The 13,268-nt window shown below is 69.8% G+C and carries 11 protein-coding genes; 9 read left to right on the forward strand and 2 right to left on the reverse strand.

What is annotated here, in order from left to right; genetic code table 11:
* Positions 1-79: 79 nt before the first annotated feature.
* Together BMH31_RS03120 and BMH31_RS03125 are read right to left on the reverse strand one after the other, a co-directional pair.
* Positions 80-1,396, reverse strand: a complete 1,317-nt coding sequence (locus BMH31_RS03120; RefSeq protein WP_099722905.1) for an NAD(P)/FAD-dependent oxidoreductase — start codon at positions 1,394-1,396, stop codon at positions 80-82.
* A 223-nt stretch (positions 1,397-1,619) separates the two neighbouring features.
* Positions 1,620-2,537 (reverse strand): LysR family transcriptional regulator, encoded by a 918-nt coding sequence (locus tag BMH31_RS03125; RefSeq protein WP_099722904.1) that lies wholly within the window; start codon positions 2,535-2,537, stop codon positions 1,620-1,622.
* A gap of 129 nt (positions 2,538-2,666) precedes the next feature.
* Here BMH31_RS03125 and BMH31_RS03130 point away from each other — a divergent pair, with 129 nt between their 5' ends.
* The 9 genes from BMH31_RS03130 to cls all read left to right on the forward strand — a co-directional run bounded on the left by BMH31_RS03130 (position 2,667) and on the right by cls (position 13,175).
* The gene (locus BMH31_RS03130; protein ID WP_099722908.1) at positions 2,667-3,098 is read left to right on the forward strand and encodes a RidA family protein; all 432 of its coding nucleotides are present in this window, start codon (positions 2,667-2,669) and stop codon (positions 3,096-3,098) included.
* Positions 3,095-3,772, forward strand: a complete 678-nt coding sequence (locus BMH31_RS03135) for a DUF1028 domain-containing protein (RefSeq protein ID WP_099722903.1) — start codon at positions 3,095-3,097, stop codon at positions 3,770-3,772. Before BMH31_RS03130 ends, BMH31_RS03135 begins: the two co-directional genes overlap by 4 nt.
* A 14-nt stretch (positions 3,773-3,786) precedes the next feature.
* A complete protein-coding gene (locus BMH31_RS03140; RefSeq protein ID WP_099722902.1) occupies positions 3,787-4,938 on the forward strand; it encodes a M20 family metallopeptidase in 1,152 nt (383 codons plus the stop codon).
* Positions 4,939-5,033: 95 nt separating this feature from the next.
* Positions 5,034-6,422 carry an MFS transporter gene (locus BMH31_RS03145; protein WP_099722901.1) on the forward strand — a complete coding sequence of 463 codons (1,389 nt, stop codon included), beginning with the start codon at positions 5,034-5,036 and terminating at the stop codon, positions 6,420-6,422.
* Complete coding sequence (locus BMH31_RS03150) at positions 6,419-7,909, forward strand: aldehyde dehydrogenase family protein (RefSeq protein WP_099722900.1); 1,491 nt, start codon at positions 6,419-6,421, stop codon at positions 7,907-7,909. Before BMH31_RS03145 ends, BMH31_RS03150 begins: the two co-directional genes overlap by 4 nt.
* Positions 7,910-8,170: 261 nt before the next feature.
* Positions 8,171-9,607, forward strand: a complete 1,437-nt coding sequence (locus tag BMH31_RS03155) for an aspartate aminotransferase family protein (RefSeq protein WP_099722899.1) — start codon at positions 8,171-8,173, stop codon at positions 9,605-9,607.
* A 212-nt stretch (positions 9,608-9,819) separates the two neighbouring features.
* Positions 9,820-11,343 (forward strand): APC family permease, encoded by a 1,524-nt coding sequence (locus BMH31_RS03160; RefSeq protein WP_241898107.1) that lies wholly within the window; start codon positions 9,820-9,822, stop codon positions 11,341-11,343.
* A 116-nt stretch (positions 11,344-11,459) separates the two neighbouring features.
* Positions 11,460-11,651: a hypothetical protein gene (locus BMH31_RS03165; RefSeq protein ID WP_099722897.1), complete on the forward strand. Its 192-nt coding sequence runs from the start codon at positions 11,460-11,462 to the stop codon at positions 11,649-11,651.
* A gap of 57 nt (positions 11,652-11,708) precedes the next feature.
* On the forward strand, positions 11,709-13,175 hold the full coding sequence (gene cls, locus BMH31_RS03170; protein ID WP_099722907.1) for a cardiolipin synthase: 1,467 nt from the start codon (positions 11,709-11,711) through the stop codon (positions 13,173-13,175).
* Positions 13,176-13,268 lie beyond the last annotated feature (93 nt).

Genomic DNA, 13,268 nt, shown 5'->3' on the forward strand with positions numbered 1-13,268 from the left:
GGTCTGGGCGGGCCCGCACTACGCGCGCTACGTGCCTGCGCCCGCGCAACGCCCCGGCGCCCCCCCCCATGCCCATGCCCTACGCGGTCGCGAGCTCCGGGCGCGCGTCGGCCGGAGCCGTGGCCGTGGCCGGGCGCCCGTTCCCCGTGTAGCGCAGGTAGCTGCGCTGGATCTCGATCTGCTCGGCGACGTACTTGGCGTCGTGCCACACGCCCCAGATGAAGCTGGATCCGCGGCGCGACTGCCAGGGCAGGCCGAGGAAGTAGATGCCGGGCTCGGCCGAGACGCCGCGCTCGTGCCGGGGCAGCCCGCGCTCGTCAGCGGCGCCCTCGGGCAGCCAGCGGTAGTCGACGCGGAATCCGGTCGCCCACACGATCGAGCCGACGCCCGCCTCGGCGAGATCCAGTGAGCGGATCGGGTGCACGACGGATTCGGGCAGGGGGCCGAGCTCCCGCGCCTCGGGCTCCTCGGGCAGGTCGATCCCGGTGCGGGCGATGTACGCGTCGGCCTGGTCGAGCACCGAGAGGTAGTTCGCGTCGCCCGCGCGCACGTCCCGCTCGAGGTCGGGGCCGAACGAGATCACGCCGTCGGCGTAGGACTCGGCCCGGCCGACGAGGGTGATGCCGTCCGCGGCGAGGTCGCGGAAGTCGATGGTGCGCCCGCCGTGCGCGCCGCTCACGGCGATGGTGGTGTGCTCGGCGCCGGCGGCCGGCGTGGACTTCTCCCAGAGGCCGAGCGTGCCGAGCCACCAGACGAAGCTCCGGCCGCGGTAGCGCTGCGGCGGGCGGTCGTGCGCGCCGACGGCGAGGAAGACCTCGCGGCCGGATGCCCGCAGTTCGTCGGCGATCTGCACGCCGGAGGATCCGGCGCCGACCACGAGTACGGCGCCGGCGGGCAGTCGCTCGGGGTTGCGGTACGCGCTCGAGTGGATCTGCTCGACGCCGGCCGACTCGGGCACCACGGCGGGCACTGCGGGCACCTGGAAGGCGCCGGTCGCCGCGATCACGTACGCGGCGCGGATCGGTCCGGCGCTGGTGTCGGCGATGAAGCCGCCGTGCGCGGGATCGCGGCGCACGCCGAGCACCTCGACACCGGTGCGGATCGGCAGGGCGAACTTCTCGACGTACTGCTCGAAGTATCGGGCGACGCGCTCCTTGGGGGCGAAGGCGTCGGGGTCGACGTCGTCGAACTCGAGGCCGGGGAAACGGTCGTGCCAGGCGGGGCCGTTGGCGACGAGCGAGTCCCAGCGCTCGCTGCGCCAGCGCTCCGCGATGCGGCTCCGTTCGAGCACGATGTGGGGGATGCCCGCGGCGCTCAGGTGCTCGCTCGCGGCGATCCCGGCCTGCCCGGCTCCGACGACGAGGACTTCAGTGACCTCGACCTCCTGGCTCGACATCTTCGTTCTCCACTCTGCTGGGTGCGATTCGGGATCCGGCCGGTCGCGACGGTGCGCCGGCCTCGGATTCCCCCAGCAAACCTCAGCGGGTGCGGAGAGCGCCAATAGTCATTCGCGGTCCCCTGGATCGCCCCAGGTGATGCAGAAGCGGATCACGATCACCGCAGCGCATCGAGATCGCGAGCTCGTGGGAACGCACGAGCCCGAGAGCGCAGCGAGCTGTTCAGTGCGCGGTCTCGGCCAGTATCTCCCGCGCGGTAGCCTCGACGGCGCGGGCGCGGGTCGAGCGCTGCATCTGCGCGAGCGAGGCGACCGCGACGCTCAGGCCGGGCAGCGGATCGCTGATCTCGAGCACGACGAGGCGCTCGCCCGAGTACGTCTCGTTCGTGCGCGGTCGCTGGTTGAGGATCGAGTAGCCCAGCCCGGTGGCGACCATCGAGCGCACGGTCTCGTAGCTCGCGGTCCGGTACTTCAGCACCGGGGTGATGCCGGCCTGGCGCAGCAGTCCCAGGAAGTAGTCGCGGCTGCTGGGCAGATCGAGCAGCACGAACGGATCCTCCGCGAGCTCGGCGAGGGCGATGCTCCCGCGGTCCGCGAGCCGGTGCTCCGCGCTCACGAGCACGTGCGGCTGGAACTCGCCGATGACGGTGCGGTCGAGTCCCTCGGAGTCGGAGAACTGGTAGGCGATCGCGAGCTCCGCCCGTCCGCCGCGAAGCGCGCCCAGCACTTCGTCGTCATCGCCCTCGATCACCTGCACGTCGAGGTCGGGGTGGCGATCCTGCAGGCGCCCGAGCAGGTGGGGGAGCAGGAAGGGTGCGAAAGTGTTGAAGCACGCGATGGTGATGCTGCCGCGCACCTCGTGCTGCTCCGCGCGGATCGAGTCGATCGTGTCGGTGAGGAGCCCGAAGAGCTGGTGCGAGTCGCGCAGCAGCGTCTCACCGGCCGGGGTGAGGATCAGGCCCTTGGAGTGCTGCCGGATGAACAGCGCCGTGCCGAGCGCGCGCTCGAGGTGCGAGATCGCGGTGGACACGGCCGACTGGGCGACGTGCAGCTGCTGGCTGGCCGCCGTCATGTTGAGCGTCTTCGCGCACTCGACGAAGTAGCTCAGCTGCGTGAGTGTGATGGAGAAGCGCTGCGTCATCGGAGCTCCTTCGGTTCGATCTGCTGGAGCGATCGAGCCTCTATCTTTTGGCTATTTTACAGATGGAGTGTGGCCTCCCAACAATAGTGCTGCGACGTGAATGGCGTGCGCAAGGCTCGACGAGGAGGCATCGTGACGGAGACGCACCTGCGACTGCGGAAGTTCAACACCAAAGAGACCTACCCCGAGCAGAACCTCGACAACGATCTGTGCCAGGCCGTCGTCGCGAACGGCGTCGTCTACCTGCGCGGTCAGATCGGCCAGGACCTCGAGACCCGCGAGTCGGTCGGGATCGGCGACGTCGTCGCCCAGACCGAGCGCGCCATGCAGAACATCGAGATGCTGCTCGGCGAAGCCGGCAGCAGCCTCGCAGACATCGTCAAGGTCACCGTCTACATCATCGATCCCCGCTACCGCGAGGACGTCTACCGCACCATGGGGAAGTACCTGAAGGGCGTCTACCCGGTCTCGACCGGCATCGTCGTGCAGGCCCTCGCGCGCCCCGAGTGGCTCGTCGAGATCGACGCGACCGCCGTGATCAGCGGGACGAGCCGCGCATGACCTTCTCGCTCATCCTCAGGGATCCGGAGACCGGTGAGTTCGGCTCCGCGATCTCGTCGTCGTCGCCCGCGGTCGCCGCGCGATGCGTCAACCTCGCCGACGGCGTGGGCGGCGCCCACTCGCAGAACGTCACCGACCCGCGGCTCGGACCCGCGCTCATCGAGCAGCTGCGCACAGGCCGATCCGCTCAGGACGCGGTCGACGCCGTCGTGGCCGCGGCGGATCCCGCCACCATCGACTTCCGCCAGCTCCTCGTGCTGGACGCCCAGGGCGCTCCCGCCGTGTTCTCGGGTGGCAAGGCGCTCGGCGTGTTCGGTGCTGCGAGCCGCGAGAACGCGGTCGCCGGAGGCAACATGCTCGCGAGCCTCGACGTGCTCGACGCGCTCGTCGAGACGGCGCTGACCGCGCCCGGCCGGATCGAGGAGCGCCTGCTCGCCGCCTTGCGCGCAGCCGTCGAGGCGGGCGGCGAGGCCGGGCCGGTGCACTCGGCCGGGATCGCCGTCGTGGGGAACGCCGGCTGGCGGGTCACCGACCTCCGCGTCGACTGGGCCGACGACCCGGTCGAGCAGCTCGGCCGCGCGCTCGACGAGTGGCTGCCTCAGCGCGACGACTATGTCAGCCGTGGGTTGAATCCCACCGCCGCGCCCTCCTACGGCGTGCCCGGCGACGAATAGCGACGGAGCGGACCATGACCATCGACGCCGAATCCCTGAAGCGGCGGATCGAGGCGCGCCGCGCCGAGCTCGATCCCGAGCTGGTCGCCCTGTCGAACCGCCTGCACGACGACCCCGAGCTCGGCTGGCAGGAGCAGCGCTCCTCGGCCGCGGTCGCCGTGGTACTCGCCGAGCACGGCTTCGTGATCGAACAGCCCTACCTCGGGCTCGACACCGCGTTCCGGGCGACCATCGGATCCGGGCCGTTCACCGTCGGTTTCCTCGCCGAGTACGACGCGCTGCCCGGGCTCGGCCACGCTTGCGGCCACAACCTCATCTCGGCCATGTCGGCAGGCGGAGCGCTCGCGCTCGCCGCAGTCGCCGATGACGCGGGGCTCACCGTCGAGGTGATCGGCACCCCGGCCGAGGAGGGCGGCGGCGGCAAGATCGTGCTGCTCGACCGCGGGGCGTTCCGAGAGCTCGACCTCGCGCTCATGGCCCACCCCGCACCCGTCGACGTCGCCGAGGCGCGGCCCTTCGCGGTCGCCCACTGGCACGTCCGCTACGACGGACGCGCCGCGCACGCCGCCGCCTACCCGGAACGGGGCGTCAACGCGAACGATGCGTTCATCGTCGCGCAGACCGCCATCGCCCTGCTGCGGCAGCAGCTGCCCGCGGGCGTGCGGGTGCACGGCGTGCAGACCCGCGGCGGCGAGGCGCCGAACGCGATCCCCGAGCGCACCGAGGGACGCTGGTACGTGCGCGCCGAGACCATGGGGCAGCTGCTCGAGACCGAGGCCCGGGTGCTGCGCTGCTTCGAGGCGGGAGCGCTCGCGACGGGCGCCGAGCTGACCGTCGCGCCCGAGAGCGAGCGCTACGCCGAGATGCGCACCGACGTCGAGGCGCAGGAGTACTACCGGGCGAACGCGATCCGCCTGGGGCGCGACTTCGACGTCGATCCCGAGGCCGCGACCATGAACCGCGCCTCGACCGACATGGGCAACGTGTCGCAGATCGTGAACGCGATCCACCCCTACATTGGCGTCGGCGGCACCGCCAGCAACCACCAGCCCGCGTTCGCCGAGGCCTGCGTCGGCCCGCTCGCCGAGCAGGCTCTGCGGGACGGCGCCACCGCGCTCGCCTGGACCGCCCTCGACGTCGCACTCGCACGCGGCGGCGCGTCGTAGGAGGGGCGGACGCACGAAACCTCCCGGCGTCCGAGCCGGGCGCCCCGCGAGTACCGATGCTCGCGCCCACCCGACCAGCAGCAAAGGAATCGTCAATGTCGACCTCCGAACCCGTCCGAGAGCTCAGCGATCTCGTCGACCAGAAGAGCCTGCGCAAGAGCGTCGCCGCCGGAGCGATCGGCGTCCTGGTGCACTGGTTCGACTGGGCGGTCTACGCCTACCTCGCCGGCACCATCGCCTCCGTGTTCTTCCCAGAGGAGAACGCCACCGCCGGTCTGCTCGCGACCTTCGCCGTCTTCGCGGTCTCCTTCCTCGTGCGCCCGCTGGGGGCGATCATCTTCGGGCGGCTGGGGGACCGGCTCGGTCGCAAGCAGACCCTCTCGATCGTCATCCTCGCGATGGCGCTCTCCACCCTCGTGCTCGGGCTCCTGCCGGGATACTCCGCCATCGGTATCGCCGCACCGATCCTCCTCATCGCGACGCGCATCGTGCAGGGCCTCGCCGCAGGCGGCGAGTTCGGCAGCGCCGCTGCCTTCCTCGGCGAGTTCTCGCCGGCCAAGCGCCGCGGCTTCGGCGTCAGCTGGCTCGAATTCGGCAGCCTCCTCGGCTTCCTGCTCGCCTCCTTCGCGGTGTTCCTGCTGAACCTCGCGTTCGACGCCCAGCAGATCGCCGACTGGGCTTGGCGCATCCCGTTCCTCATCACAGTGCCGCTCGGGTTCATCGGCCTCTACATCCGGCGTCGGATCGAGGACACCCCCGAGTTCCAGCAGTTGCAGGAGCTCGAGACCGTCTCGCACGCCCCGGTCAAGGAGGTGTTCCAGCGCAACCTCAAGGAGTTCGTCCAGACCTGCGGCATGGAGATCTTCATGAACGTCACGTTCTACGTCGTGCTCGTGTACCTGCTCACCTACCAGGAGGTCACCGTCGGGATCGACGCCGGCCGCGCCGCGCTCCTGTCGACGCTCGCCTCCGCCCTCGGCCTCGTCGTCGTCCCGCTGGCGGGGATCCTGTCGGACCGCGTCGGTCGCAAGCCCGTGCTGCTCACCGCCGCGATCGCGCTCACGGTGCTCTCGGTCCCGCTGTTCATGCTGATGAACAACCCGGCGCCCTGGGCGACCTTCGCCTCGACGCTCGGCCTCGCCCTGATCCTCGCGATCGTGCTCGGCACCCACGCCGTCACCGTCGTCGAACTCTTCCCGACCCGCACCCGGCAGACCGGCCTCTCGATCGCCTACGCCGTCACGGCCGCGCTGTTCGCGGGCACCGCGCCCTACCTGCTGACCTGGCTCATCGAGACGACCGGCAACGAGCTCGTCCCCGGCTTCTTCCTCGTCGGCGTGGGCCTCGTCGGCCTCGTCACCGTGCTCAGCCTGCCCGAGACCTGCGGCATCCCCCTGCTCAAGGCGCAGGACCTCGAGACCGCGACCGTCACGATCCCCGACATCCGCACCGCACGCACCACCTCCGAAGGAGACCAGTCATGACCCGCACCCACGCCGAATGGAAGGCCGCGGCCGCGGCCCTCGACTTCGACGGCCGCCCCGTGATCGGCGGCGCCCGCCGCGCCGCCGCCTCGGGCCGGACCATCGAGAAGACCAACCCGGCGACGGGCGAGGTCATCTCGCAGATCCACGACTGCGGGCAGGAGGAGGTCGACGCGGCGGTCGCCGCGGCCCGCGCCGCCTACGAATCGGGATCCTGGTCGCGCGCCGGCGCCGGGTTCCGCCGCGAGCGCCTGCTCGAGTTCGCACGCCTCATCGAGGCCCGGGCCGACGAGTTCGCGCTCTACGACTCGCTCGACATGGGCAAGCCCGTGCGCGAATCGTCGACCATAGACGCGCCCGGTTCCGCGGCGCTCTACCGCTTCTACGCCGAAGCGATCGAGAAGACCGAGGACCTGATCCCCGTCACGCCGCCCGGATCCACCGCGCTCGTGACCCGCGAGGCGCTCGGTGTCGTCGCCGTGATCGTCGCCTGGAACTACCCCCTCGAGATCGCCACTTGGAAGCTCGCACCAGCGCTCGCCGCGGGCAACGCCGTCGTGGTGAAGCCGCCGGTGGAGGCGTCGCACTCCGCGCTGCTGCTCGCCGAGCTCGCGATCGAGGCGGGGATCCCCGCCGGGATCCTCAACGTCGTGCCCGGCCGCGGATCCGTGGTCGGCAAGGCGCTCGCGCTGCACGAGGACGTCGACATGCTCGCGTTCACCGGCTCGACCGAGGTGGCGAAGCAGCTGCAGCAGTACGCCGGTCAGTCGAACATGAAACGGCTCGCGCTCGAGGCTGGCGGCAAGAGCTCGAACCTGATCTTCGCCGATTGCGACGACCTGCGCCTCGCGGCCGAGAAGGCCGCGTTCGGCAGTTTCTACAACCAGGGCGAGGTCTGCTCGGCCAACTCGCGCATCTTCGTCGAGCGCGCCGTGTACGAGGACTTCCTGCGGCTCTACGCCGAGGCCGCGCAGGCCTACGCGCCGGGCGACCCGCTCGACCCCGCCTCGGGCATCGGCTCGCTCGTCTCCGAGGCGCACGCCGACAGCGTCTGGGCGACCATCGAGAACGCGCGCCGCGACGGCCGGATCGTCGCGGGCGGCGCCCGCCCCGAGATCAACGGATCCCGCGCCTTCATCGAGCCGACGATCGTGACCGGGGTGCCGATCGACCACGAGGTGCACACGCGCGAGATCTTCGGCCCGGTCGCCGTCGTCACCCCGTTCGACACGGAGGACGAGGCGGTCGCGCTCGCGAACGGGACGCCCTACGGTCTGGCTGCCTCGCTCTGGACGGGATCGCTCGCGCGGGCGCACCGCGTCTCGTCGCGCCTGGTCGCCGGAACGGTCTCGGTGAACACCGTCGACGCGCTCGGTTTCACGACGCCGTTCGGCGGGTTCAAGCAGTCCGGCTTCGGGCGCGATCTCTCGGTGCACGCCCTCGAGAACTACACGGACTACAAGACCACCTGGATGCAGTGGGGGTGAGCCTTCCAGCTGGTTGAGCGAGCGGAGCGAGTCGAAACCCGAGTGCCGCGGTTTTCGACTCGCTCCGCTCGCTCGACCGGCGGCGTGCGGCCCGCTGGCGTGACGGCGGAGCTGCAGCGCTCCCGCACGCGACCCTGCATCTGATCCAGCGATGCAGGCGAGCCGATTTCGCTATTTTGCCGATGCTGGGGGCGGTGCCACGATGGCAGCAGAGGCGGTTTCACGCCCAGTCAGAGCCGACTGAGAGGACTCTCAAGAATCATGACCCTGCAGCAGGAGACGGTGTCGTTCGAGGACGCCGCGACGGATACGCCCAGCGGCCTCGCCGAGATCGCGAAGCGCCACCTGGTGATGAACTTCACCCCGGCCTCCAAGTACCGCGAGGACGACCTCCCCGTCTTCGTGCGGGGCGAGCACTGCTCGGTGTTCGACGAGAGCGGCCGACGCTTCTTCGACGGCCTCGCAGGACTTTTCTGCGTGCAGCTCGGCTACACCCACGGCGCCGAGGTCGGCGACGCGGTCCGCGAGCAGCTCGCGGCGCTGCCGTACCAGACCACCTGGAGCGTCACGCATCCGCCGGCCGCGCTGCTCGCCCAGAAGATCGCGCAGCTCGCCCCCGGCGACCTGAACCGCGTGTTCTTCGCGTCGGGCGGCGGCGAGTCGAACGAGGCCGCGATCAAGCTCGCGCGGCAGTACCAGCAGACCATCGGTCAGGGCACCCGCACCAAGTTCATCGCCCGCCGCGTGGCCTACCACGGCACCAGCTTCGGTGCGATGTCGCTGAACGGCATGACGAACGTGCGCGCCATGTTCGAGCCGCTGATGTCGGGCGTCCGCCACACCCACAACACCAAGACGTACCGCCGGCCCGAGGGCGAGACCCCCGAGCAGACCACCGCGTTCCTGCTCGGCGAGCTCGAGTCGCTCATCGTGCAGGAGGGCCCCGAGACGATCGCCGCGATCATCATGGAGCCGCTGCAGAACGCCGGCGGCAGCCTCAAGCCGCCGACGCCCGAGTACTTCGCGGGCGTACGCGCCCTCTGCGATAAGTACGGCATCCTCATGATCGCCGACGAGGTCATCACCGGTTTCGGGCGTCTCGGATCGTGGTTCGGCTCGCAGCACTACGACTTCCAGCCCGACATGATCGTCTTCGCGAAGGGCATCGCCTCGGCGTACGTGCCCCTCGGCGGCGTCATCGCGAGCGACCGGATCATCGAGACAGTGCTCGACGGGCCCGTGGGCATGTTCAACCACGCGCTGACCTACGGCGGCCACCCGGTCGCCTGCGCCGCGGCGCTGAAGAACCTCGAGATCATGGAGCGGGAGGGCGTCGTCGAGAACGTCGCCGCGCTGAGCCCCTATCTCGAGGAGCGGCTGGCCGCGGTCGCCGAGAAGCACACCGCGATCGTCGGCGACTTCCGCGGCGACGGCTTCCACCGCAGCTTCGAGCTCGTCACGAACAAGCGGACGAAGGCGTGGGAGGACGACGTCATCGGCGCGGGCGACTTCGTCGGCGCCCACCTGAACCCTGCGCTCGCCGAGGTCGGGCTCATCTGCCGCGTCGCGATCGACGCCGAGGGCAACCCGCTCGTGCAGGTCTCGCCCCCGCTCGTCATGACCCGCGACGACATCGACGAGCTCGCCGATCTGCTCGATCGCGCCTTCGGTCTGGCGAAGGAGCGCGCCGGACTCTAGCGGACCGGGGAAGCGCACCGACCGCGATCACGCCATCGCGGTCGGTGCGCTTCGGCGTGCCCGCGCACCCCGCACGAGCCTGCGCGCCCGCAGATCGCGCGGGCCGCGGGCGTTCTGCTGAGCAGATCGGCTGCATAGGAAACGACTGTTCGCATTCCCGCCCGGATTCTCGTTTGCTGGTGCAGAACCCTTCAATGAGGAAAGGAATCACCGTGAGCACATCCGCTCCCGAAACCGCGCCGACGCAGATGGCGCTCGAGGAATCGAAGCACCTGCAGAAGACGCTCGGCCGTTTCGACATCGTCTTCCTGGTCGTCGCCGCCGTCGTATCGATCGAGGTGCTCGGCCAGGTGGCCGGCTACGGCGGCGAGACCTTCACGTGGACGCTGGTGCTCACCGTGCTGTTCCTCGTGCCCTACGCGCTCATCTTCGCCGAGACCGGCGGCGCGTTCACCGAGGAGGGCGGCGTCTACACCTGGGTGCGCCAGGCCTTCGGGCGGTTCGCGGGGGCTATCGCGGCGATGCTCACCTGGGTGACGCAGCCCGTGTGGGTGGGCGGCACGAGCGCGTTCATCGCGGTCGAGACGTGGTCGGCGTACGTGGCACCGATCGATCACGGATCGTTCTGGGACTACGGCTTCAAGCTCATCTTCATCTGGGTCACCGTCGCGAGCGCGATCGTCAGCCTGAAGCACGGCAAGTGGCTGCCGACGCTCGGCGCGCTGCTGAAGGTCGCGTTCCTCGCATTCTTCCTCGTCGTCACCGTCATCTACGGCGTGCAGCACGGCTTCCAGGGGCTCACCGCCTCTTACTTCGCCCCGACGCTCACCGGGTTCCTGGGTCTCACCCCGCTGCTGCTGTTCTCCTTCCTCGGCTTCGAGTCGGGCAACAGCGCGGCGGGCGAGATGAAGAACCCGGGGCGCGATGTGCCGGTGTCGATCGCGCGCTCCGCGGGGATCGCGGCCGCGAGCTATCTGCTGCCGATCCTCGCGATCCTGCTGGTCGTCCCGGTCGAGAAGATCCAGGGCATCAGCGGTCTGTTCGAGGCGGTCGCGACGGTGTTCTCGATCTTCGGCGACGGAGCGGGCACCATGCTCACCATCTCGGCGATCGTCTTCATCTTCGTGCTCATGTCGCAGGGCGGCGCGTGGATGATCATCAGCGATCGCATGCAGGCGATGGCCGCGGCCGACGGGTCCTTCTTCGGCGGTTTCTTCGGCAAGATCCACCCGGGTCTCGGCACCCCGGTCCGCGTCAACACGATGTCGGGCATCGTCGGCACCGTGTTCATGCTCGCCGCGATGATCTTCGTGAACGGGCAGGCCGGCGCCCTGTTCCAGGTCGTGCTCACGATCTGCATCTCGACGTTCCTCATGAGCTACCTCTTCGCGATCCCCGCGGCGATCAGCCTGCGCAAGAAGTTCCCCGACGTCCACCGGCCCTACCGGGTGCCGGTCAACGACCTGGTCTGGAAGTGCTTCGGCGTGCTCTGCACCGCCTGGATCCTGCTGGGCACCTGGGTCGCGATCTTCCCGGGAACGCTCGAAGCCCTGTTCGGCGTCGAGTATCCCTTCACCGACATCTGGGGCGTCGACCAGGGCACCTTCTCGGTGTTCACGCTCTCGACCCTCGGCGTCATCGTGCTCATCGGTGTCGCGGGCTACCTGCTCGGCCGGCGGCTGCGCCAGCCGACGGAGGCGATCGCGGTCGTCGGCGAACGGGTCACGGTCGGCTGATCCCGAGCGGCGGCGAAGGGCCGTCATCCGCGACGGGCGGGGAGCGTTCTGCGCTCCCCGCCCGTTCGCGTCCGTCTCCCAGGCGCGGCAGTTCGTTCCGGGGTAGGATGGTGAGCATGGAGAACTGGTGGGTCAACGCGCTCTGGTCGATCACCCCGACCGTGCTGATCGGCATCTTCTTCTTCTCGGTGCTGCGCCTCATCCTGCGCGCCGACCGCACCGAGCGACGCGTCTACCGCGAGATCGAGAACGAGGAGCGCGCGAAGCTCGGGCTGCCTCCGGTCGAGGCCGCCGACAGCACCCGATAAGGTAGCCCCGAGCCCTCAGCCGGCTCGGAGGGGACGGACTGGGTGTTCAACCTGATCATGGGCCTGGACTGGCCGTGGATCTGGACCGTCGGCATCTTCATCGTCGACAACCTGATCCGGGTGATCGCGGTGTTCGTAGTGCCTCGAAACCGCCGCCCGACGTCCGGCATGGCGTGGCTCATGGCCATCTTCTTCCTGCCGATCCCCGGCCTGCTGCTGTTCCTCGTGATCGGCAGCAACCACCTGCCGAAGGCCCGAGTCGAGAAGCAGGACGCCATCAATCAGATGGTGGCCGAGCTGGCGCAGCGCGAAGGGCAGGCGCTCGTCGCCGACCCGGACTCGCTGCCGCCGGGCATCGAGAGCGCGGTACGCCTCGGCAGTTCGCTCGGCGCGCAGCCGATGCTGCGCGGCAACTCGGCGTCGATCTGCATCGACTACGGGATCTCGCTCGAGCGCATGGCCGCCGCGATCCGCGAGGCCAAGGAGTACGTGCACGTCGAGTTCTACATCCTCGTGCATGACGAGACGACCGACGTGGTGTTCCAGGCGATGCGCGAGGCCGCCGCGCGCGGCGTCAAGGTGCGCGTGCTGCTCGACCACATCTCGGCGAAGCGCAATCCCGGGGAGAAGCGCACGGCGCGCAGCCTCACCGACATGGGCGCCGAATGGGCGTACCTGCTGCCGGTGCGTCCGCTGAAGGGGCAGTACCAGCGCCCCGACCTGCGCAATCACCGCAAGCTGCTCGTCGTCGACGGCACGGTCGGGTTCATGGGCTCGCAGAACCTCGTCGATTCGAGCTACAACAAGCCGTCGAACCGGCGGCGCGGCCTGCACTGGAAGGACCTCATGGTGCGGGTCGAGGGCCCCATCGTGCTCGGCCTCGAGGCCGTGTTCCAAGGCGACTGGTACCTCGAGACGGGGGAGCTGCTCGCGCACCTCGCGGAGTCCGACTTCGAGTCGGATCGCCCCGGCGCGCTCGACTGCCAGATCGTGCCGAGCGGTCCCGGGTACGCGGGCGAGAACAACCTGCAGGTCTTCGTCGCTCTGCTCTACGCGGCGCAGCGGCGCATCAGCATCACGAGCCCCTATTTCGTGCCCGACGGCTCGATCATGAACGCGCTCCGCGCCGCGACGGCGCGCGGGGTCGAAGTGGAGCTCTTCGTGTCGGAGACCGGCGATCAGGCCGTCGTCTACCACGCGCAGCGCTCCTACTACGACGAGCTGCTGCGCGCCGGCGTGCGCATCTGGATGTACCGGCCGCCGTACATCCTGCACTCGAAGCACTTCACGATCGACGACGGGGTCGCGGTGGTGGGGTCATCGAACATGGATCAGCGCTCCTTCGGCCTCAACATGGAGATCTCGATGGTCGTCCACGGCGAGAGCTTCGTACGCGAGCTCGACGAGGTCATCGACTACTACCGGGCCAATTCGCGCGAGCTCACCGCCGAGGAGTGGAAGCGTCAGCCGCTGCCCGCGCAGCTGCTCGACGGGCTCGCCCGCCTCACCTCCGCGCTCCAGTAGCATCCGCGGATCCCGGCCCCTCCGGCGGCGGGATCCGCGAGCGGCGCGCCGCCTCGACGGAGGATCTGCGGTGTACCTCGCGCGCCCCTCCGC

The sequence above is a fragment of the Leucobacter sp. OLIS6 genome (assembly GCF_002752355.1).
In the GTDB taxonomy this organism is placed as follows: domain Bacteria; phylum Actinomycetota; class Actinomycetes; order Actinomycetales; family Microbacteriaceae; genus Leucobacter.